Source organism: Micromonospora sp. NPDC049151, assembly GCF_040648395.1.
GTDB lineage: Bacteria > Actinomycetota > Actinomycetes > Mycobacteriales > Micromonosporaceae > Micromonospora.
On the sequence record NZ_JBEZDP010000001.1, the window covers coordinates 240,101 to 261,296 of the forward strand.

General features: G+C 73.4%; 22 protein-coding genes. 14 read left to right on the forward strand and 8 right to left on the reverse strand.

The genetic code is table 11. The features are described from left to right. The first annotated feature begins 55 nt into the window (after nucleotides 1-55). Both ilvC and serA read left to right on the forward strand, forming a co-directional pair. On the forward strand, nucleotides 56-1,069 hold the full coding sequence (gene ilvC / locus AB0B20_RS01180) for a ketol-acid reductoisomerase (RefSeq protein WP_357388192.1): 1,014 nt from the start codon (nucleotides 56-58) through the stop codon (nucleotides 1,067-1,069). 315 nt (nucleotides 1,070-1,384) lie between these two features. After that, on the forward strand, nucleotides 1,385-2,983 hold the full coding sequence (gene serA, locus AB0B20_RS01185; protein ID WP_357388190.1) for a phosphoglycerate dehydrogenase: 1,599 nt from the start codon (nucleotides 1,385-1,387) through the stop codon (nucleotides 2,981-2,983). Between the two features lie 60 nt (nucleotides 2,984-3,043). Here the strand turns inward: serA and AB0B20_RS01190 are convergent, their stop codons facing one another. Further along, a complete protein-coding gene (locus AB0B20_RS01190; RefSeq protein WP_357388188.1) occupies nucleotides 3,044-3,397 on the reverse strand; it encodes a hypothetical protein in 354 nt (117 codons plus the stop codon). Between the two features lie 325 nt (nucleotides 3,398-3,722). Beyond that, on the reverse strand, nucleotides 3,723-4,595 hold the full coding sequence (locus AB0B20_RS01195) for an FAD:protein FMN transferase (protein WP_357388186.1): 873 nt from the start codon (nucleotides 4,593-4,595) through the stop codon (nucleotides 3,723-3,725). Between the two features lie 217 nt (nucleotides 4,596-4,812). Between AB0B20_RS01195 and AB0B20_RS01200 the strand changes: the two genes are divergently transcribed. Together AB0B20_RS01200 and AB0B20_RS01205 are read left to right on the forward strand one after the other, a co-directional pair. After that, nucleotides 4,813-5,844, forward strand: coding sequence for a 3-isopropylmalate dehydrogenase (locus AB0B20_RS01200; RefSeq protein ID WP_357388184.1), 1,032 nt, complete (start codon nucleotides 4,813-4,815; stop codon nucleotides 5,842-5,844). A gap of 189 nt (nucleotides 5,845-6,033) precedes the next feature. Next, on the forward strand, nucleotides 6,034-7,128 hold the full coding sequence (locus AB0B20_RS01205) for a branched-chain amino acid aminotransferase (RefSeq protein WP_357388182.1): 1,095 nt from the start codon (nucleotides 6,034-6,036) through the stop codon (nucleotides 7,126-7,128). Nucleotides 7,129-7,229: 101 nt separating this feature from the next. Here the strand turns inward: AB0B20_RS01205 and AB0B20_RS01210 are convergent, their stop codons facing one another. The 4 genes from AB0B20_RS01210 to AB0B20_RS01225 form a co-directional block, all read right to left on the reverse strand. Then, the gene (locus AB0B20_RS01210; RefSeq protein WP_357467140.1) at nucleotides 7,230-7,970 is read right to left on the reverse strand and encodes a tyrosine-protein phosphatase; all 741 of its coding nucleotides are present in this window, start codon (nucleotides 7,968-7,970) and stop codon (nucleotides 7,230-7,232) included. A 50-nt stretch (nucleotides 7,971-8,020) separates the two neighbouring features. Further along, nucleotides 8,021-8,485: a PRC-barrel domain containing protein gene (locus AB0B20_RS01215; RefSeq protein WP_357388178.1), complete on the reverse strand. Its 465-nt coding sequence runs from the start codon at nucleotides 8,483-8,485 to the stop codon at nucleotides 8,021-8,023. A gap of 192 nt (nucleotides 8,486-8,677) precedes the next feature. Beyond that, nucleotides 8,678-9,208 carry a carboxymuconolactone decarboxylase family protein gene (locus AB0B20_RS01220; RefSeq protein WP_357467158.1) on the reverse strand — a complete coding sequence of 177 codons (531 nt, stop codon included), beginning with the start codon at nucleotides 9,206-9,208 and terminating at the stop codon, nucleotides 8,678-8,680. Between the two features lie 2 nt (nucleotides 9,209-9,210). Then, on the reverse strand, nucleotides 9,211-9,771 hold the full coding sequence (locus AB0B20_RS01225; RefSeq protein ID WP_357467161.1) for a peroxiredoxin: 561 nt from the start codon (nucleotides 9,769-9,771) through the stop codon (nucleotides 9,211-9,213). Between the two features lie 314 nt (nucleotides 9,772-10,085). Between AB0B20_RS01225 and cimA the strand changes: the two genes are divergently transcribed. After that, nucleotides 10,086-11,684, forward strand: a complete 1,599-nt coding sequence (cimA, locus tag AB0B20_RS01230) for a citramalate synthase (RefSeq protein ID WP_357467167.1) — start codon at nucleotides 10,086-10,088, stop codon at nucleotides 11,682-11,684. A gap of 1 nt (nucleotide 11,685) precedes the next feature. Here cimA and AB0B20_RS01235 read toward each other — a convergent pair whose 3' ends face one another. Next, entirely contained in the window at nucleotides 11,686-12,666 is a 981-nt protein-coding gene (locus tag AB0B20_RS01235; RefSeq protein WP_357467170.1) for an endonuclease/exonuclease/phosphatase family protein, read from the reverse strand. A gap of 276 nt (nucleotides 12,667-12,942) precedes the next feature. On the opposite strand from AB0B20_RS01235, the gene AB0B20_RS01240 reads away from it, so the two are divergent. From AB0B20_RS01240 to AB0B20_RS01280, 9 genes are all read left to right on the forward strand, one after another. After that, nucleotides 12,943-13,470, forward strand: a complete 528-nt coding sequence (locus AB0B20_RS01240; protein ID WP_357467173.1) for a hypothetical protein — start codon at nucleotides 12,943-12,945, stop codon at nucleotides 13,468-13,470. A gap of 189 nt (nucleotides 13,471-13,659) precedes the next feature. Then, nucleotides 13,660-14,709: a MoxR family ATPase gene (locus AB0B20_RS01245; RefSeq protein WP_357388168.1), complete on the forward strand. Its 1,050-nt coding sequence runs from the start codon at nucleotides 13,660-13,662 to the stop codon at nucleotides 14,707-14,709. After that, complete coding sequence (locus AB0B20_RS01250; protein ID WP_357467176.1) at nucleotides 14,706-15,722, forward strand: DUF58 domain-containing protein; 1,017 nt, start codon at nucleotides 14,706-14,708, stop codon at nucleotides 15,720-15,722. Before AB0B20_RS01245 ends, AB0B20_RS01250 begins: the two co-directional genes overlap by 4 nt. After that, nucleotides 15,719-16,678 (forward strand): VWA domain-containing protein, encoded by a 960-nt coding sequence (locus AB0B20_RS01255; RefSeq protein ID WP_357388164.1) that lies wholly within the window; start codon nucleotides 15,719-15,721, stop codon nucleotides 16,676-16,678. The genes AB0B20_RS01250 and AB0B20_RS01255 overlap by 4 nt, the downstream gene beginning before the upstream one ends. Before the next feature lie 39 nt (nucleotides 16,679-16,717). Continuing rightward, nucleotides 16,718-17,578: a trypsin-like peptidase domain-containing protein gene (locus AB0B20_RS01260; protein WP_357388162.1), complete on the forward strand. Its 861-nt coding sequence runs from the start codon at nucleotides 16,718-16,720 to the stop codon at nucleotides 17,576-17,578. A 132-nt stretch (nucleotides 17,579-17,710) separates the two neighbouring features. Further along, nucleotides 17,711-18,007, forward strand: coding sequence for a hypothetical protein (locus AB0B20_RS01265; protein ID WP_357388160.1), 297 nt, complete (start codon nucleotides 17,711-17,713; stop codon nucleotides 18,005-18,007). 9 nt (nucleotides 18,008-18,016) lie between these two features. Next, entirely contained in the window at nucleotides 18,017-18,442 is a 426-nt protein-coding gene (gene arfB, locus AB0B20_RS01270) for an alternative ribosome rescue aminoacyl-tRNA hydrolase ArfB (RefSeq protein ID WP_357388158.1), read from the forward strand. A gap of 49 nt (nucleotides 18,443-18,491) precedes the next feature. Next, nucleotides 18,492-19,064 (forward strand): GNAT family protein, encoded by a 573-nt coding sequence (locus AB0B20_RS01275; RefSeq protein ID WP_357467183.1) that lies wholly within the window; start codon nucleotides 18,492-18,494, stop codon nucleotides 19,062-19,064. 87 nt (nucleotides 19,065-19,151) lie between these two features. Next, entirely contained in the window at nucleotides 19,152-20,273 is a 1,122-nt protein-coding gene (locus tag AB0B20_RS01280; RefSeq protein ID WP_357388154.1) for a cellulose binding domain-containing protein, read from the forward strand. Nucleotides 20,274-20,298: 25 nt separating this feature from the next. Here the strand turns inward: AB0B20_RS01280 and AB0B20_RS01285 are convergent, their stop codons facing one another. Continuing rightward, nucleotides 20,299-21,183, reverse strand: a complete 885-nt coding sequence (locus AB0B20_RS01285) for a 3-methyladenine DNA glycosylase (protein ID WP_357388152.1) — start codon at nucleotides 21,181-21,183, stop codon at nucleotides 20,299-20,301. Between the last annotated feature and the right edge of the window lie 13 nt (nucleotides 21,184-21,196).

The window sequence follows — 21,196 nt, forward strand, 5'->3', positions numbered from 1 at the left end:
GTACCCACAAGTTTTTCGACGGGCCGACGGGCACCGCCGTACGAAAGGGAAGTCAATGAGCGTTGAGGTGTTCTACGACGACGACGCCGACCTGGGCCTGATCCAGGGCCGCAAGGTCGCCGTGATCGGGTACGGCAGCCAGGGCCACGCGCACGCGCTGTCGCTGCGCGACTCCGGCGTCGACGTGGTGATCGGCCTGCCCGCCGGGTCTAAGAGCCGGCCGAAGGCCGAGGAGCAGGGCCTGCGGGTGCTCACGCCCGCCGAGGCGGCGGCCGAGGCCGACGTGATCATGATCCTGGCGCCGGACACCGCCCAGCGTGGCCTGTACGCCGAGGCCATCGCGCCGAACCTGGCCGCCGGCAAGGCGCTGTTCTTCGGGCACGGCTTCAACATCCGGTACGGCCTGATCACGCCCCCGGCCGACGTGGACGTGGCGATGGTCGCCCCGAAGGGCCCCGGTCACCTGGTCCGCCGCCAGTACGTCGACGGCAAGGGCGTGCCGTGCCTGGTCGCGGTCGAGCAGGACGCCAGCGGCAACGCGTTCGGTCTGGCCCTGGCGTACGCCAAGGCGATCGGCGGCACCCGGGCCGGCGCGATCCGGACCACGTTCACCGAGGAGACCGAGACCGACCTGTTCGGCGAGCAGGCGGTGCTGTGCGGTGGCGCGGCGGCGCTGGTGCAGACCGGGTTCGAGGTGCTCACCGAGGCCGGCTACGCGCCCGAGGTGGCCTACTTCGAGTGCCTGCACGAGCTGAAGCTGATCGTCGACCTGATGTACGAGGGCGGCATCGCCCGGATGCGCTACAGCATCTCCGACACCGCCGAGTACGGCGACCTGTCCCGGGGCCCGCGCGTCATCGACTCGCGGGTCAAGGACGAGATGCGCAAGATCCTCGGGGAGATCCAGTCCGGCGAGTTCGCCCGCGAGTGGGTGGCCGAGGACGAGGCCGGCCGGCCGAACTTCGCCAAGTGGCGGGCCGAGGGCGCGGCGCACCCGATCGAGGAGACCGGGCAGAAGCTGCGCGGCATGATGAGCTGGGTCGACCGGCCGATCACCGAGACCGCCTGATTTTCTCCCCCGTGCGGCCCGTGGCCCGACGCTCTCCCCGGCGTCGGACCGCGGGCCGCATCCGTTCACGTGCTGGGACACGGTGAGTAACACCTCGTGCCGTGCCGTCCCCGGTGAACGGGGGATGACAGGCGTGCGACGGGCCTGTGTGAGGGCCCTCACCCCGCAGTCCGGGACACGCCGGGCGGGCGGCCACCTACCATCCTTGGTGTGGTGCCCGAGCGCACCCGACGGCCGTGGCACGGATCGGCGCAGGGCGCAGTGCGGCGCCCCGGCGTCCCAGGCCGAACCATTACCGAGCGTCTACGAGGACCGATGAATCCTGTCGTACTGATCGCCGAAGAACTCGCCCCCGCCGCCATCGAGGTGCTCGCGTACGACTTCGACGTGCGCCACGTGGACGGCACCGACCGCCCCGCCCTGCTCTCCGCCCTCTCCGAGGCGGACGCGGTGATCGTACGCAGCGCCACCCAGATCGACGCCGAGGCGATCGCCGCCGCGCCGCGGCTGAAGGTGGTCGCGCGGGCCGGCGTCGGCCTGGACAACGTCGAGGTGCCGGCCGCCACCGCGCGGGGCGTCATGGTCGTCAACGCGCCCACCTCGAACATCGTCTCCGCCGCCGAGCAGGCGGTCGCGCTGCTGCTGGCAGTGGCCCGCAACACCGCCAGCGCCAGCGCCGCGCTCAAGGCGGGGGAGTGGAAGCGGTCCAAGTACACCGGCGTCGAGATCCAGGGCAAGACCGTGGGCGTGGTCGGCCTCGGCCGCATCGGCGTGCTGTTCGCGCAGCGCATCGCCGCGTTCGGCACCCGGCTGATCGCGTACGACCCGTACATCCAGCCGGCCCGCGCCGCCCAGCTCGGCGTCCGCCTGGTCGGGCTGGAGGAGCTGCTGCGGGAGAGCGACTTCATCTCGATCCACCTGCCCAAGACGCCGGAGACGGTGGGCCTGATCGGCGAGAAGGAGCTGGCGATCGTCAAGCCGGGCGTCCGGATCGTCAACGCCGCCCGGGGCGGTCTGGTCGACGAGCAGGCGCTCGCCGACGCGATCGCCGAGGGCCGGGTCGCCGGTGCCGGCGTCGACGTGTACGCCAAGGAGCCGTGCACCTCCTCGCCGCTGTTCGCCTTCGACAACGTGGTGGCCACCCCGCACCTGGGCGCCTCCACGAACGAGGCGCAGGACAAGGCCGGTCTCGCGGTGGCAAAGAGCGTCAAGCTGGCGCTGCAGGGCGAGTTCGTCCCGGACGCGGTGAACGTGCAGGCCGGCGGCGTGGTCGCCGAGGACGTCCGTCCGCTGCTGCCGCTGGCCGAGCGGCTGGGCCGGGCGTTCACCGCCCTGGCCGGCGGGGTGGCCGCCAGCGTCACCGTCGAGGTGCGCGGTGAGATCGCCGCCCACGACGTGTCGGTGCTCAAGCTCGCCGCGACCAAGGGGCTGTTCAGCTCCGTGGTGGAGGAGCAGGTCACCTACGTCAACGCGCCGCACCTGGCCGCCGAGCGGGGCGTCGAGGTCACGCTCGCCACGCCGGGCGAGACCGTGGACCACCCGAACCTGGTGACCGTGCGCGGGGCGCTGCCGGACGGGCGTACCGTCCGCGTCTCCGGCACTGTGGCGCACACCGGGACCCGCGACGTGTTCAAGCTGACCGAGGTGGACGGTTTCGACGTGGAGATCGGCGCGGAGGGCATCCTGGTCTTCCTGCGCTACGCCGACCGGCCCGGCGTGGTCGGCACCGTCGGCACGCTGCTCGGCGAGGCCGGCGTCAACATCGCCGCCATGCAGGTGGCCCGCCGCGAGGCCGGTGGCGAGACGCTGATGACGCTCACCGTCGACCAGGCGCTCGGCGCCGACCTGCTCACCTCCGCCGCCGACTCGATCGGGGCGGTCGCGGCCAGCGCGGCCGACCTGCGCGACGTGTAGTCCGGACAGGACAGATCGGGGCCCGGCCGGATCGGCCGGGCCCTTCGTCGTCCCCGTGGGTCAGGAACGGACGCGGGCCGGTGGCGGGTAGACCGAACCGTCCTGGGCGTCGAAGAGCATCAGGTCGTGCTCGCCGGCCAGCCGCTCGATGTCCAGCAGGACCTGATCGGGGCAGGCCGGGTTCAGGTTCATCTCGATGTGGTCGGCGGCCGTGTGCAGCGGCGCCTCCCACGGCGTGCCCGGCCGGGCCGGACCGTCGGGGTAGCTCGCCGTGATCTCCCGGTAGAACGCGACCAACCTCGGGTCGGGTTGCTGCCTGCCGTGCCAGCCCTCGCGGCACTGCTGCGCCGCCGCCCGCACCTGCTCCGGTGTCGCCCCGTTCGACAGGGCCCACACGCTCAGATCGAAACTCACGGCGGACAGCGTGCCATCCCGGGCCCGCGCCCGTCACCTCTGCCCCACCGTGCGTTCACCGCTGATCCGCGACTTCGTTCACCCGGCGTCCGCTGTGGAGACTCTTGCGTCGAGTTGCGTCGATTCGCTAGCGTACCGGTGCGGTTACCGCTGAGTCGATTCCCGGCCCGTCTTCGGGTGGCGCGGCCGGGCACCCGGCCCCTCGGCCCGCACCCCTCGATTGCGCGAGCCACGCGCACTCGTCGCTGACCGGCCCTCACGGTCGTTGCCGAGACCGTGGGGGCCGATCGCGCTCCCCGCCGGTGTCGTGCGGGCAGGCAGCAGATCAGCGCCGGTGGTGCGCGAACAGCGGCCGGTATTCGCAGTCGTGGCGGAACCAGGCCAGCCCGGCCGGTCCGGCGGCGTACAGGGCGGTGGCGTAGGCGTCGGCGACGGCCAGGTCCGGACCGATCACGGTGGCGGCCGACAGGCGATCGGTCGGCTCGCCGGTGTGCGGGTCGACGACGTGCCCCCGCCGCCCGGTGACACCGGAGGTGCCCACCGCGCCCGACGTCATCTCCAGCACGACCGGCGTACGCCTGGTGTCGGTGGGGTGGTGCACCGCGACGCGCCACGGCCCGCCGTGCGCCGCGCGCCCGCGTACCGTCAGGTCGGCGCCGCTGAGCACGGCGTAGTCGTCGATGCCGGCGGTGCGCAACCGCGCCGCGGCCCGCTCCACCGCCCAGCCGCCGAGCAGGCCGCCCGGGTCGAAGCCGCCGGGCACGGCCCAGGCGTCGAACCAGCCGTCGGTCGCGGCGCGCATGGCGGCGCAGAGGTCGACCAGGTCGGCCAGCGGGGGGTACGAGTCGGGGCTGATCTCGTCGCGGCGCAGCCGGGAGACCAGGCTCTCCGGCCGGTTCGGGCCGTAGGTCAGGTCGATGGCGCGCAGCTCGGCGACGGCGTCGCGCAGCGCCTCGCCGACCACCCGGTGCCCCAGCCACTCGGGCGCGTTGAGCAGCAACGTGTAGTCGGCGGTCGAGGTGCTGACCGTGTGCCGGACGCTGATCCGGCCGGACGCGCCGGCACCGGGCCGCTCGACGCGGTGGCTGCTGGCGCCCAGGTGCAGGTCGGGGCGGACCGGGCGGAAGGCGGACTGGTCGACCCAGCGGGTGCGTGGCTGTTGGTCCGCCCAGTGGGCCCGCCGGTGCTCGATCCGCATGACACCTGCCCCCTCGTGGTCGCCGCCGTGTCACGGCGGTGGCCGGTCCCGGGCTTCGTCGACCCGGTGAACCCGACCCTAAGCAGTGGAGATGACCACACCATGAGTGCCGGCTGGGAGCATCCTGTGATTGAGGATTCCCGAATGGTGGACGATTCGTACCGGGAGCCGGGACGACGGCTACCGTGGCGCCTAACGACGAGACGAGGAGCGTCAGGTGGCACACATCGCGGTGGTGGCCGGCGACGGCATCGGACCCGAGGTGGTCGCGCAGGCCCGCAAGGTCCTCGACGCGGTGGTGCCCGGGATCGAGGCCACCGAGTACGACCTGGGCGCGGCGCGCTATCACCGCACCGGCGAGGTGCTGCCCGACTCCGTCCTCGACGAGCTGGCCGGTCACGACGCCATCCTGCTCGGCGCGGTGGGCGACCCGACCGTGCCGCCGGGTGTGCTGGAGCGCGGTCTGCTGCTCAAACTGCGGTTCGCCTTCGACCAGTACGTCAACCTGCGCCCGTCCCGGCTCTGGCCCGGCGTGGCCGGTCCGCTCGCCGCGGTCAAGCCCGGCGAGGTCGACCTCGTGGTGGTCCGCGAGGGCACCGAAGGGCTGTACGCGGGCGCCGGCGGCGCGCTGCACCGGGACACCCCGGCCGAGGTGGCCACCGAGGAGAGCCTGAACACCCGGCACGGCGTCGAGCGGGTGATCCGCGACGCGTTCGCCCGCGCCGGCCGCCGGGAGCGCCGCAAGGTCACGCTCGTGCACAAGACGAACGTGCTCACCCACGCCGGGTCGCTCTGGGCGCGCGCCTTCGCCGCGGTGGCCGCCGAGCACCCGGATGTGACCACGGAATACCAGCACATCGACGCCGCCGCGATGTTCCTGGTGACCAACCCGTCCCGCTACGACGTGGTGGTCACCGACAACCTCTTCGGCGACATCCTCACCGACATCGCCGCCGCCGTGACCGGTGGCATCGGGCTGGCGGCCAGCGGCTGCATCAACCCCGAGGGGCGCTACCCGTCGATGTTCGAGCCGGTGCACGGCTCGGCGCCGGACATCGCCGGCCAGGGCGTCGCCGACCCGGTCGCCGCGGTGCTGTCCGCCGCGCTGCTGCTGGACCAGCTCGGCCACGCCGACGCCGCCGCCCGGGTCACCGCCGCGGTCGGCACCGAGCTGGCGGGGCGTACGCCGGGGGCATCGCTGCGCACCGAGGAGGTCGGCGACCGGCTCGCCGCGTACGCCGTAGCCTGACCGGGCCGACCCTCCTGGCGGCCCGGTACCGGGCCGCCAGACCCGTCACCGGGCCCACCCCGACCGTCCGGCGCGTCGCGTCCGCCGGGGCGGCGCTATCCGCTGAACGACCGTTCGGGGTAAGTTTCTGGCACCAGTGACGTCGGCGTGCGATCCCGCACGCCGGGAACCCGCAGGGAGGTCAGCGCGATGAGCGGTGGTGACATGCTCGATTTTGAGATCCGTCCGAATCCCGCGCCGGTATCCGCCGCCGACCGGGCCGCCCTGCTGGCGAACCCGGGCTTCGGCCGGGTCTTCACCGATCACATGGTCACGATCCGCTACGCCGAGGGCAAGGGCTGGTACGACGCCCGACTGGAGGCGCGCGCGCCGATCCCGATGGACCCGGCCGCGGCGGTGCTGCACTACGCGCAGGAGATCTTCGAAGGGCTGAAGGCGTACCGCACCGGTGACGCGGTGACGATGTTCCGCCCGGAGGCCAACGCGGCCCGGTTCGTCGCGTCGGCCCGCCGGCTGGCCATGCCGGAGCTGCCGGAGGCGGCGTTCGTGGATTCGCTGCGCCGCCTGGTCGAGATCGACCAGGCGTGGATCCCGGAGCACGAGGACGCCAGCCTCTACCTGCGTCCGTTCATGTTCGCCAGCGAGGTGTTCCTCGGCGTCCGCCCGGCGAACGAATACCTCTACTGCGTGATCGCCTCGCCGGCCGGCGCGTACTTCGCCGGCGGCGTGAAGCCGGTGACGGTGTGGGTCTCGCCGGACTACACCCGGGCCGCGCCCGGCGGCACCGGCGCGGCCAAGTGCGGCGGCAACTACGCCGCCTCGCTGGCGGCGCAGGCCGAGGCGATCGAGGCGGGCTGCGACCAGGTGGTGTTCCTGGACGCGGTGCAGCGGCGGTACGTCGACGAGCTGGGCGGCATGAACGTCTTCTTCGTCTACGACGACGGCAGCATCGTCACCCCGCCGCTGGGCGGCACGATCCTGCCGGGCATCACCCGCGACGCGATCCTCACCCTGGCCGCCGAGGCCGGGCACGAGGTGCGGGAGGCGCCGGTCAGCTTCGACGACTGGCAGGCGGACGCCGCGAGCGGGCGGCTGCGTGAGGTGTTCGCCTGCGGCACCGCCGCCGTGATCACCCCGATCGGCGGCGTGCGCTTCCCGGACGGCGAGTTCCTCATCGGCGGCGGCGAGCCGGGCCGGGCCACCACGGCGTTGCGGCAGAAGCTGGTGGACATCCAGCGCGGCCGCGCCGAGGACCGGCACGGCTGGGTCACCCGCGTCCTCTGACTGTCCTCCCGCGGTGATCAAGGAGTTTGCGTCCGGTTCCGGCGCGGACGAGGACACCAACTCCTTGATCACCGCTGGGCAGGGTCGGGGCGGCGCGGCGGTCAGTCCAGCAGGTGGGTGCGGAGGGACTCCAGCTGCGTCTCGGTGACGCCGGCGTGGGCCAGGTAGCCCTCGACGGAGCCGTAGCCGGTGCGCAACTCGGCGAGGAACAGCTCCATCGTCTCGGCCGGTGACTCCAGGAACGGCGGCGGTGGTTCCTCCGCGTCCGGCAGCGTGGCGCGGACCCATTCGGTGAAGCGCCGCGACGCGGCGGTGCTGAGCGCGTAGTCGGCCACCACGTCCTCGTCGGGCACCCCGAGCACGGAGAGCGTGAGCGCGCAGACGATGCCGGTGCGGTCCTTCCCGGCGACGCAGTGCACCACCACCGGCGCGTTGGCGCTGTCGGCGATCAGCCCGACCGCCTCGGCGAGCCCCGCCGTGCCGGTGCGTGCCAGGTCGGCGTACCGGTCGGCCAGGTAGCGGGCCAGGCTGACGCCGGAGTCACCGAACCGCTTCGCGCCCCAGTCGGCGTGCTCGGGGTGGATGTGCCGGTAGGCCAGCCCGTCGTAGGCGGGCACCCGGCCGTCGCGTTCCACCTCTGACGGCCGGCGCAGGTCGATCACCGTGCGGATGCCGAGCGCGGTGAACGCGCTCCGGTCGGTCTCGTCGATGCGGTGCAGCGAGTCGGAGCGGTAGAGGCGGCCGCGACGCACGGTGCGCCCGTCGCGAGCGGCGTACCCACCGACGTCGCGGAAGTTGAACAGGGTGGGGAAGGGGCTCTGCGGGGCGTCCACACCCGACACGGTAACGGCCGGCGGGCGTCAGCACGTCCCCGCCGGCCGTCGCCGAGCTGTCAGATGCGCGGCGGTACGTCCGGCGGCAGCGCCGAGTGGCTCTCGCCGTAGTAGCCGCCGAGCCGGTCCCGGTAGCCCGGGTCGGCGTGGCTGGACTCGTCGTACTCCGGGGCGGCCTTGATCTGGTCCTTCTCCCGGTCGACGTGCACGGTGCGGGCGTCGTGGTCGACGTGGTTCACGGTGCCGGCCGGGAGCATCACCTTCTTGCCGAAGATCCACGGCCCGGTGTCCACGACCAGGTAGCTGTCGTCCACCTCGTGGCTCGCCCGGTCGATCTTGCCGATGGCGCCGTCGGTGGCCTCGACCTTGTAGCCGGTCAGGTCGGCGCTCGCGACGCCCGCCTCGTCGCGGTAGCGCCACGGGTCGAAGGCGCCCGCCGGAGCGCCCCCGGCGACCGCGCCCCGGCCGTCGTCGAGGATCGGCTCGGTGCCGCCGTGCGTGCTGCGTGGGTCCAGTCCGTCCATGTGCCGCCTCCCGTCCCCAGGGCCGCGGCCGTCGCGGCGCCGTCGTCAGTCGGGACGGTTACCCACCCTGTCCGGGCGCCAACCCGCCGGCGGCCGACCCGCCGACGCCGAGGGGCCGGCGCCACGGTGGTGACGCCGGACCCTCGGGCCGTCAGCCGCGCGGTGACCGGTCGGGCCGCGCGGGCCGGTGGGTCAGGCCAGGGCGGCCTCCGCGTCCAGGGTCACCGCGGCGGCGTGTACGACGGCGGCGATCCGCAGCCCCTCGTGCACCTGCTCACGGCTGAACCCGGCGGCGCGCAGCGTCTTCTCGTGCGACTCCAGGCAGACGCCGCAGCCGGTGATCGCCGAGACGGCGAGGCACCACAGCTCGAAGTCGGTCTTCTCCACGCCGGGCCGGGCGATGATCTGCATCCGCAGCCGGGCCGGCAGCGACGCGTACTGCTCGTCGCCGATCAGGTGCTTGGCCCGGTAGTAGACGTTGTTCATCGCCATCACCGCGGCCGCGCCCTTGGCCGCCGTGACCGCCTCGGGCGTGAGGTGACCGGCCGCCTCGGCGGCGATCTCCCGCAGCACCACCGGGTTGCGGGCCGCCACCGCGCAGGCCAGGGCGGTGCCCCAGGCCTGCTCCGGCTTCAGCGTCGAGGTGGTGATGGTGGAGCCGAGGTTGAGCCGGATGTCCTTGGCGTACTCCGGCAGGCCCGCCTTGATCGCGTCCAGACCCATGGTCAGGCCCCGGCGCCGGCGAGGAGCGCGTTGGCGTCGAGCGTCGCGCCACCGGAGTTCCAGTTGCACGGGCACAGCTCGTCGGTCTGGAGCGCGTCGAGTACCCGCAGCACCTCGGAGACGTTGCGGCCGACCGAACCGGCGGTCACCATGACGAACTGGATCTCGTTGTTCGGGTCCACGATGAAGGTGGCCCGCTGGGCGACACCGTCGGAGCCGAGCACGCCGCAGGCGGAGGTCAGCTCACGCTTGATGTCGCTGAGCATCGGGAAGGGCAGCTCGCGCAGGTCCGGGTGGTCCTTGCGCCAGGCGTAGTGGACGAACTCGTTGTCGACGGAGACGCCGAGCACCTGGGCGTCGCGGTCGGCGAACTCGCCGTTGAGGCGGCCGAACTCGGCGATCTCGGTCGGGCAGACGAAGGTGAAGTCCTTCGGCCAGAAGAACACGACTCGCCACTGGCCCTCGTGGGACTTGTGGTTGATCGTCTCGAACGCCTTGTCGGCGTCGAGCGACACGCAGGCGGTGAGTTCGTACTCGGGGAAGTGGTCACCGACAGTGAGCACGGGTCCTCCTTGAGCGTGGCCCGGCGATACCGCCGGGCCAGTAACTGGATCAGTTCAAGATTCTTCCGGAGCGCGGTTCGTGCTCGTGGCGGGCGTCGCCGGGTGTGAAGGTGATCACCGGCCGGGTCGTCGTCCCGAAATATGGGTTAGGCCTCCCAAAAACCGGGGTGGGGTGGCAGAGTACGTGTCGTGACCAGCTTCGTCCTGATCATTAGCAGCTAGCGCGCCGGCTCTCCCTCGCCGAGCGCGCAGACCTCCCGCATCCCGCGGGGGGTCTTTTTGTTTGCTCCCCAGGGCACGAGAAGAGGACTCCGATGACGTTCCAGGTGTACGACACGACGCTGCGTGACGGCGCGCAGCGCGAAGGGCTCACGTACTCGGTGGTCGACAAGCTGGCGGTCGCCCGCCTGCTGGACGACCTCGGAGTCGGCTTCATCGAGGGCGGCTGGCCGGGCGCGGTGCCGAAGGACACCGAGTTCTTCCGCCGCGCCCGCACCGAACTGAAGCTGCGGCACGCGATCCTGGTCGCCTTCGGCGCCACCCGCAAGGCCGGCCTCGCCGTCGAGGACGACCCGCAGGTGCGCGGCCTGCTCGACGCGCAGACCCCGGCCGTCGCCCTGGTCGCCAAGGCGGACCTGCGGCACGTGGAGCGCGCGCTGCGCACCACCGCCGAGGAGAACCTCGCCATGATCCGCGACACCGTGTCGCACCTGGTGGCGCAGGGGCGGCGCGTCTTCGTCGACGGGGAGCACTGCTTCGACGGGTTCCGGTTCGATCCCGGCTACACCACAGCGGTGGCGGAGACCGCCCTGGCCGCCGGCGCCGAGCGGTTCGTGCTCTGCGACACCAACGGCGGCATGCTGCCGTCGCAGGTCACCGCCGTGATCGAGGGACTGGTGGCGCGGACCGGGATCGCGCCGGAACTGCTCGGCATGCACGCGCAGAACGACACCGCCTGCGCGGTCGCCAACACGATCGCCGCAGTCGAGGCGGGCGTCCGGCACGTGCAGGGCACCGCCAACGGGTACGGCGAGCGCCCCGGCAACGCCGACATCTTCGCGATCGTCGCCAACCTCCAGCTCAAGCTGGGCATGCCCGTCCTACCGGAGGGCTGCCTGGAACAGATGGTGCGGGTCTCGCACGCCATCGCCGAGATCGCCAACATCGCCCCCGACACCCACCAGGCCTACGTCGGGGCCGCCGCCTTCGCTCACAAGGCGGGGCTGCACGCGAGCGCGATCAAGGTCGACCCGTTGCTCTACAACCACGTGGAACCCGCTGTGGTGGGCAACGACATGCGGATCCTGGTGACCGAGATGGCCGGCCGGGCCAGCATCGAGCTCAAGAGCCGCGAGCTCGGTCTGGACCTGGCCGGCCATCCGGACGCTCTGTCCCAGGTCACCCGGCGGGTCAAGGAGCTGGAGGCCGACGGCTGGTCGTTCGAGGCCGCCGACGCCTCGTTCGAGCTGCTGGTCCGCTCCGAGCTGCCCGATGCCGCGCCGGCCCGGCCGTTCGCGCTGGAGTCGTACCGGGTGATCGTCGAGCACCGCGAGGACGGCGCGGTGGTCTCCGAGGCGACGGTGAAGATCCGGGTACGCGGCGAGCGGGTGATCGCCACCGCCGAGGGCAACGGTCCGGTGAACGCGCTGGACGAGGCGCTGCGCGTGGGCCTGGCCCGGCACTACCCGGAGCTGCGCGAGTTCGAGCTGGCCGACTACAAGGTGCGCATCCTGGAGGGCACCCACGGCACCGGCGCGGTCACCCGGGTGCTCGTGGAGACCGCCGGCGTCGGGCGGGACTGGACCACAGTGGGCGTGCACCCGAACGTGGTGGAGGCGAGCTGGCACGCGCTCGTCGACGCGCTCACCTACGGCCTGGACCGGTCCCGGGTGGCGGGCGGTACGGCCGCCTGACTCAGCCGGCCGGCAGGCGCAGCTCGGCCAGCAGCGCGCGGTGGTCACTGCCGGGCACCGGAAAGGTGCCGGCGGCGACCACCGCGACGCGCCGGTCCACCAGGACGTGGTCGATGGTGATCGGGGGGATCGGGTCGCCGTCGTACGGGCCCCAGGTGCCGCCGAACCCGGCTCCGGCCGCGTCCGCCGCGTCGGTGTAGCCGGTGGCGATCAGGTTCCGCAGCGCCGCGTGGTCGAGCGTGGCGTTGAAGTCCCCGGCCAGCACGCTCAGCCCGCCGTCGGGGGTGGCCGGTGGCTGGGCGCGCTGGTCGGTCCACCAGTCCGGGACCACGTCGAGGGCGTACGGCGCGGCCGGGTGCGCGGACTCCACGCGAAGCGGCGGCGCACCGGGCACCGCCACAGTCGCGTACGCCTGGGTGAAGAAGAAGCCCTGGTTGCGGCGGTGACCGCCGTCGCGCAGCGGGTGGCGGGCGTAGACGCCCGAGCCGGTCGAGCCGACCTCCGGGTTCGACGACCGGTGCGGCAGCAGCGTGGCCAGGCCGAGCCGGTCCAGCTCGGCGGCCAGCGGCGGGGTGAGTTCCTGCACCGTGAGCACGTCCACCCGCCGCGTGCGGACCAGGTCCACCAGTGCGGCCGCATCGGCCGAGCCGAGGCGCAGGTTGGCGGTGAGCAGACGTACCGTCGGCCCGTCTGCGGCGGGCCGGTCGCCGGGTATCGCGCGGGGCGCCACCGCGCCGATCAGCGCCAGCGCGGCCAGCACCGCTACCGCCGCCGGGGCACGTCGCCGCAGGGCGAGCGCCGCCAGCGCCACCACCGGGGCCGTGGCGGCCACGTACGGCGTGAAGGCGATCGCCTGGACCAGCGGACCGCGTTCCAGCCCGGTCAGGCGGATCAGCGCCCACGCGGCGACCGGCGCGACAGCGAGCCAGCACGCGGCAGTGGCCGGGCGTCCGCCCCGAGGCGGCCCCGACATGGTGATCATGGCGGTCAGACTACCCGGGGCGACGCCGGCGCGACGCCCTCCGAAACAATTTCGCGAATTGTTCCTCGCAATTTTGCGCATCTTTCCCGTGGCTCGGACACGCAATGACGCTATTGACCCCCCGCATTTTCCGGTGCTAGGTCCCACCTGATTGAGATGTCGCGACTCTCTGCAGTAAGGCCAGCTCACAAGCGGTGCGCTCCCGGCGGAATCCCGATGATCCGCAATTCGACGCGCGCAGTCGCCGTATCACCACGGCCTACCAAGGGAGAACTCATGGCCACATTCTTCAAGCGAAAGGCGACGGTGGTGGCGCTCGCCGCGCTGTCGCTCAGCCTGGCCGGTGGCGGGATCGCCGCGGCCGCCCAGCCGGAGGCGAAGCCGCAGCCGCAGCCCGGCGTCCGGCACGCCACGGCGCAGCCGCCGGTGACCGCCGTCGAGCGGCAGGCCGCCCGCACCGCCATGCGGGCCACCCTGGCCCCGCCCGCCGCCGGGCAGGTCGCCTGGGCCGTCGTCGCGGCCAACGGGACGCTGCTGCAGCACTCCGGCAACGTGGTGTCCGCGTTCCGGTTCGCCCCGGGCACCGGGGTGTCCCCCGGGCAGTACCAGGTGCTGCTGGACTACAACGTGTCCGCCAAGGCGTACGTGGCGACCATCGGCACCAACGACACGGCGAACGTGCCGCCGGCCGGTGAGGTGTCGGTCGCGCCCCGCACGCTGACCCCGAACGCGGTCTTCGTGCAGACGCGCAACTCCACCGGCGGTGCCGCGGACCGGCCGTTCCACCTGGTCATCGCCAACTGACAGGCCCCACCCCGCACCGGCCCCCGCTCCGGCGGGGGCCGGTGTGTTCCGTGCCGGTCCGGCCGGTGCCGCGCCGGTTCGTGCCGTTGCGCCCCGGCTGGGGAGATGCTGCCGGTCCGGCCCGGCGACCACCGCCCAGGGGCCGATAATCCGACGTTTGTCGCCGGTCCGGCACGGGAAGCAAGCACCGTGACGGACATCTCGGACACCCGCGCCAGCGTGCCCAGCCCGGTCGATGCCGACGCGAGCGGCGTCGAGCTGGAACAGACCCTCGCCGAGGTCAAACGCGTGATCGTCGGGCAGGATCGGCTCGTCGACCGCCTGCTCACCGCCCTGATCGCCGACGGGCACTGCCTGCTGGAGGGCGTACCGGGGGTGGCGAAGACGCTGGCGGCGCAGACGCTCGCCACAGTGGTCGGTGGCACGTTCTCCCGCATCCAGTTCACCCCCGACCTGGTTCCCTCCGACATCGTCGGCACGCGCATCTACCGCGCCTCCACCGAACAGTTCGACGTGGAGCTGGGGCCGATCATGGCGAACCTGGTGCTCGCCGACGAGATCAACAGGGCCCCGGCCAAGGTGCAGTCGGCGCTGCTCGAGGCGATGGCCGAACGGCAGGTCTCCATCGCCGGCCGGAGCTGGCCGGTGCCGGACCCGTTCCTGGTCCTGGCCACCCAGAACCCGATCGAGTCCGAGGGCGTCTACCAGCTCCCCGAGGCACAGCGCGACCGCTTCCTGATGAAGGTCGTGGTCGACTACCCGAGCGACGCCGACGAGCTGGCCATCCTCTACCGGATGAGCACCGCGCGACCCACCGCGCGTACCGTGCTCGATCCGGTCCGGCTGCGCGACCTCCAGCGCCGCGCCACCGACGTCTTCGTCCACCACGCGCTCGCCGAGTACGTGGTCCGCCTCATCCTCGCCACCCGCGACCCGCAGCGCTTCGGCCTGGCCGACGTCGTGCCCCTGCTGGCGTACGGGGCCAGCCCCCGGGCCACGCTCGGCCTGGTCGCCGCCGCCCGCGCCCAGGCGCTCATCCACGGCCGGGACTACGTGCTCCCCGAGGACATCAGGGAACTGGCTGTGGACGTGCTGGCGCACCGGCTCGTGCTCTCCTTCGACGCCATCGCCGACGGGATCTCCGGCGAGGACGTGGTGCGCCGGGTGATCGAGGCGGTGCCGCCGCCCCGGCTGGTGAACGGGCCCACGGAGACGGTGTCCGACCTGGCGGCGGCATGACCGGCGCGGCCGAGCCCGGGCTCGCCGATCTCGCCCCGGACCAGCGGCTGCGCCGGCTGGAGCTGACTGTGACCCGGCGGCTCGACGGCCTGCTGCACGGCCGTTATCGCGGCCTGCTGCCCGGTCCCGGCAGTGAGGCGGCCGGCAGCCGCGAGTACCGGCCCGGTGAGGACGAGGTACGCCGGATGGACTGGGCGGTCACCGCCCGGACCACGGTTCCGCACGTACGGGAGGTCGACGCGGACCGGGAACTGACCACCTGGCTGCTCGTCGACGCCAGCCCCAGCATGGAGTACGGGACGTCCACGCTGGACAAACGGGAACTCGCGGTGGCCGCCGTGGCGGCGATCGGCTTCCTCACCGCCGGAGTCGGCAACCGGCTCGGCGCCCAGGTGCTCACCCCGGACGGGCTGCGCCGGTTCCCGGCCCGCAGCGGGCGTACCCATCTGCTCGGGCTGCTCCGCGCGCTGCTCGGCGCCCCGCGTACCGGCGAGTTGCCGGACTCCGACGGCGTCGGCGCGGCCGGCGCGGGCCGGACGGACGCGGCGCCGGGCCTGGTCGACGGGCTGGACGGCCTCCAGCGCGTGGCCACCCGGCGCGGTCTCGTGGTGATCGTCTCCGACTTCCTCGACGAGCTGCCCGACGACCCGGACGCCGCGCCGCCGCCCTGGGCCGCGGCGCTGCGCCGCCTCGCGGTCCGGCATCAGGTGCTCGCGGTCGAGGTGACCGACCCGCGTGAGCTGGAGCTGCCGGACGTCGGCCTGGTCACGCTGGTCGACCCGGAGAGCGGCCGGCACCGCGAGGTGTGGACCGGCGACCCGGCCCTGCGCGAGCGGTACGCGCACGCCGCCGCCGAGCAGCGCGACCAGGTACGCCGCACGCTGCGCCGGGCCGGCGCCACCCACCTGGCGCTGCGCACCGACCGGGACTGGTGCGCGGACGTCGTCCGGTACGTGCACGAGCAGCGCCGGCTGGCCACCGTGCCGGCCGCGGCCCGCGGAGGTGTCGCATGACCTGGCAGTCACCCGCCCGCCTCTGGCTGTTGCTCGCCGTCGTCGCCCTGGTCGCCGGCTACCTGGTGCTGCAACGGCGGCAGAGCCGGTACGCGGTGCGCTTCACCAACCTGCGCCTGCTCGACCGGGTCGCACCGCGCCGCCCGGCCTGGCGGCGGCACGTCCCGGCGGGCCTGTTCCTCGCCATGCTGGCGCTGCTCGTGGTCGGGTTCGCCCGGCCCGAGGCGGAGGTGCGGGTGCCCCGGGAGCGGGCCACGGTGATGGTCGCGGTGGACGTCTCCACCTCGATGCTCGCCGGTGACGTGGACCCGGACCGGTTGACGGCGGCCAAGGAGGCGGGCCGGCGGTTCGTCGACGGGCTGCCCGACGAGTTCAACGTCGGCCTCGTCGCGTTCGCCGGCAGCGCGGCGGTGCTGGTGCCGCCGAGCACCGACCGGGAGGCGCTGCACGACGGCATCGGGCGGCTGGCCGAGGGCATCACCGGCGTGCAGGGCACCGCCATCGGCGAGGCGATCAGCACCTCGCTCGGCGCGGTCAAGAGCCTGGACGCCACCGCCGCCAAGGACCCGCCGCCGGCCCGGATCATCATCCTCTCCGACGGCGCGAACACCTCCGGCATGGACCCGATGGAGGCCGCCGACCAGGCGGTCGCCGCGAAGGTGCCGGTGCACACCATCTCCTTCGGCACGCCCGGTGGCTCGGTCGACAGGGGAGGCCGGGCGATCCAGGTGCCGGTGGACGGCCAGACGCTGCGGGCGGTCGCCGAGGCGACAGGCGGCGGCTTCCACGAGGCGTCCACCAGCGCCGAGCTGAAGGACGTCTACGAGGACATCGGCACCTCGGTGGGCTACCGCACCGAGCGGCAGGACGTCTCGGCCCGCTTCATCGGCCTCGGACTGGTCCTGGCGATGGGCGCCGCGGCCGGCTCGCTGCGGTGGTTCTCCCGGCTGCCCTGACCCGCACACCACTACCGCACGACACGTGAGGAGCCAGGCATGGCAGTGCAGACCGGACTCGGCGAGCCACGCGGCCCGTGGTTCGTCTCGCCGGAGCTGGACCCGGACGGGCGCGGCTACCGGGACGTACCCGGGGGCGGGCCGGAGGCCGGGCGGCGGAGCCTCCGGCACCGGTTGCTGAGCGTGGCGGCGGTGGTGGCGCTCTCCACCGTCTCCGGCGCGGCGGCCGGCACCTGGGCGGCCGACCGGGGCGCGCCGGGACCGGCGGCGGCGTCCGCCGCGCCGGTGCCGGCCGAACTGGTCACCGCCGCCGGCAAGACGGTGCCCGGGGTGGTCTCGGTGATGGTGGGGGGCCGCTCCGGCGCGTCCGCGTCCGGCTCCGGGTTCGCCATCGACAACGAGCAGCACATCGTCACCAACGACCACATCCTGGCCCGGGGCGGCGCCGGCGCGGTGACTGTGGAGACCTCGGACGGGCGGCGCTTCCCGGCCGAGGTGGTGGGCCGGGAGCCGGGCAGCGACCTCGCGGTGCTGAAGGTGCCCGCGTCGGCCGGGCTGCCGCCGTTGCCGCTCGCGAAGGCGAACTCGACGAGGGTCGGGGAGCCGGTGCTGGCGGTCGGGTCGCCGCTCGGGCTGGCCGGGACCGTCACCGCGGGCATCGTCAGTGCCCTGGACCGGCAGGTGCGGATCGGCAACGGCCGGCACACGGCGGTGCAGACCGACGCCTCGATCAACCCGGGCAACTCCGGTGGGCCGCTGGTGAACGCGCGCGGTGAGGTGGTCGGCGTGAACACGGCGATCGCGACCATCGACGGCAGCGGCTCGATCGGCATCGGTTTCGCCATCCCGATCGACCAGGTCCAGCAGACCGCCGACACCATCATCGGCCGGGGTGGCTGAGCCGCCCGCGCGGGCGGCCCGCCGCCCGCGCTGACCTGCACAAGCAGTGCAAGATCGGTACGAAGTGTCGGATATCCGGCGCGAAATCATCCGAGCATAGAAATATTACGCTGAGTATGGATACTGGCGGAGGTGGAGCAAGCTGTCATCGCGGCCCTCCTCCTGGTGGGCCTGATCATCGGCGCCGGAGTCGGCGCGTCCTACGCGCGTGCGAAGCGTGGCTGGACGGACTACCGGACGGCCCGGACCACCGTCCCCACCGCCCGGCGCAACGCCTGGCTGGCGATCCGGGGCGTGGCAGTCAAGCTCGCCGTGATCGCCCTGCTGCTCTTCGGCGCGGCCGCGTACGCGGCGGCCGGCGGCGGCGAGGAGCGGGCCGGTCCCACGCCGAGCGCCACCCCCACCCCGAGTCACCGCGCCGGGCGCTAGCCTCGGGGCGTGGACGACGGACTGCGGGTGACCGACCGGCTCGTGCTGCCCGCAGCCGAACTGCGGGAACGGTTCTCCCGGTCATCCGGGCCCGGCGGGCAGGGAGTCAACACCACCGACTCGCGGGTGGAGCTGAGCTTCGACCTGGGCGGCTCGCCGAGCGTGCCGGAGGCGCTGCGGGAACGGGCGCTGGCCCGGCTGGCCGGCCGCCTGGTCGGCGGTGTGCTGACGGTGACAGCCAGCGAACACCGCGCGCAACTGGCCAACCGGGAGGCGGCCCGCGAGCGGATGGCCGCGCTGCTGCGCGACGCGGTCGCCCCGCCGCCGAAGGCGCGCCGGCCGACCCGCCCGTCGCGCGGCGCCAAGGAACGCCGCCTGGCCGAGAAGAAACGTCAGTCCCAGCGCAAACGCGACCGCCGGGTGGACGGCGACTGACCGAAATCCGGTTGAGCCGTCGCGCACGCCGCCCGGAGAATTCCGCTCCGTGATCGACTTCTCCGTCAAGCCCACGCTCACCGGCGAGCGCGTGGTGCTGCGCCCGTTCCACGACGACGACCTGCCGGCGCTCGCCGAGATCCTGGCCGACCCGGAGGTGGCCCGGCTGACCGGCAGCCCGGCCGGCGAGACGTTCGAGCCGTCCCGGCTGCGCGCCTGGTACGGCACCCGCAACAGCCAGGGCGACCGGCTCGACCTCGCGGTGGTGGACCGGGTGAGCGGCACCTGCGTCGGAGAGGTGGTGCTCAACGAGTGGGACCGGGCCAACGCCAGCTGCAACTTCCGCACGCTGATCGGGCCCGGCGGCCGCGACCGCGGCCTCGGCACCGAGGCGGTCCGGCTCGTCGTCGGGTACGGCTTCGAACAGCTCGGCCTGCACCGCATCGGCCTGGAGGTGTTCGCGTTCAACCCGCGCGCCCGGCGTGCCTACGAGAAGGTGGGTTTCGTCGCCGAGGGGACGCTGCGGCAGGTGCTGCGCGACGGCGACGACTGGGTGGACGCCACGGTCATGTCGATTCTCGCCCCGGAGTGGAACGAGCACCGGGGCCACCCGGAGGGTTGAGCCGAAGGCGTCGAAGCACTTCAATGCGTATGGGAGCGTCAGGGCCGTCACCGACCACCACGTCACAGTGACAGGAGTCCCTTCCGCATGTCCCGAAACCCCCTGCGCGCCGCGCTGACCGCACTCGCCGCGCTGCTGCCGGTCCTCGCCCTCGGCCTCGCCCTCACCGCCACCCCGCCCCCGGCCGCCGCGGCGGCCACCCCGATCCGCGTCATGCCGCTCGGCGACTCCATCACCGGGTCGCCCGGCTGCTGGCGGGCGCTGCTCTGGAACCGCCTCCAGTCCACCGGCCACACCGACGTCGACTTCGTCGGCACGCTCGGGCCGCAGGGCTGCGGCGTGCCCTACGACGGCGACAACGAGGGCCACGGCGGCTACCTCGCGACGAACGTGGCGAACCAGAACCTGCTGCCCGGCTGGCTGGCCGCCACCCGCCCGGACGTCGTGCTCATGCACTTCGGCACCAACGACGTGTGGAGCAACATCGCGCCCGCCACGATCCTGGCCGCGTACTCGAAACTGGTGGACCAGATGCGCGCCGCCAACCCGGCCACGACAGTGCTGGTCGCGAAGATCATCCCGATGAACCCGGCGAGCTGCCCCGAGTGCGGCCAGCGGACCGTGGCGCTCAACGCGCTGATCGACGGCTGGGCGGCCGGGAAGACCACAGCCGCCTCACCGATCGTGGTCGTCGACCAGTGGACCGGGTTCAGCACCGCCACCGACACCTACGACGGAGTGCACCCCAACGCGGCCGGGGACCAGAAGATGTCCGACAGGTGGTACCCCGCGCTGGTCGCCGCGCTCGGCCGCACCACGCCCGGCCCGACAACGAGCCCCACGCCGTTGCCGACCGTCAGCCTCAGCCTCAGCCCGTCGCCCACCGTGGGCCCGACGTCGACGCCCGGCGGCTGCACCGCCACCTGGCGCCTCGCCGGCCAGTGGCCGGGCGGATTCCAGGGGGAGGTGACCGTGCGCAACGACGGCACCGCGCCGATCGCCGGCTGGACCGTGCGCTTCCCGCTCGCCGGCGGCCAGCGGATCAGCCAGGCGTGGAGCGCCGACGTGACGCAGACCGGAACCACTGTGACCGCCCGGAACGCGAGCTGGAACGGCGCCCTGGCCCCGGCCGCCCAGACCACGTTCGGGTTCCTGGCCGACGGTGCCGCCCCGAACCCGGCGCCGACGGTGACCTGCGCCGCGAACTGACCGGCCGCGCCGGCCGGCCCCGCGCTCAGCGGTGGTCGGCCGGCGTCGCGCGGTCCAGCGCGGCCAGCAGCCGGGCCCGCAACCCGGCGGCCCGCTCGGCGAATTCGCGCTGGGCGGCGGCGTACTCGGCCCGGCCCTCCGGCGTCTCCACCCGCACCGGCGGGTAGCCCAGATCGGCCAAGTCGTACGGGCTGGCCCGCATGTCCAGCGCCCGGATCTCCCGGGCCAGCGCGAAACAGTCAGCCACCAGCTCCGACGGGACCAGCGGCGACAGCTTGTAGGCCCACTTGTAGAGATCCATGTTGGCGTGCAGACAGCCCGGCTGCTCCAGCGCGTGCTGACCCTCCCGGGTCGGCTGGAGCACGTTCAGCGGCCGGGCCGGCGCGGTGAAGAAGCGGAACGCGTCGAAGTGGCTGCACCGCACGCCGCGCTCGGAGACCACAGCCGCCGTCGCCGCCGGGCTCAGCCGGAGCGGCCAGGCGTTGTGCCGCACCTGCTCCTGAGTCTGCCGGTAGACCATCGCCCACTCGTGCATGCCGAAACAGCCGAAGTGCGCCGGGCGTGCGGCGGTCGCCGCGAGCAGCGTACGGATCCAGGCGATCGACTCGGCGCGGCGCGCGCGTACCCGGTCGGTGTCCAGGGTGAGCCCGGCGGCGCCCGCTGTGTAGTCCGGGCCGAAGGCGGCCGGTTCGGCGTCGCGCAGCACCACGCCCGCACCCGGGTGCCAGCGGCGCAACTGCGCCGGGCGGTGCGAGTAGTAGGTGAACAGGAAGTCCTCCACCGGGTGCTTCACCCCGGTGCGACGGCGGGCCAGGTGCGGCGTCAGCCAGGCGTCCACCCGCGCCTCGTGGGCCTGCCGGCGGGCCTGCCAGTCGGCCCGGTCGAGTGCGGGGGCGAGGGCGGCGGTCACACACCCCAGGGTA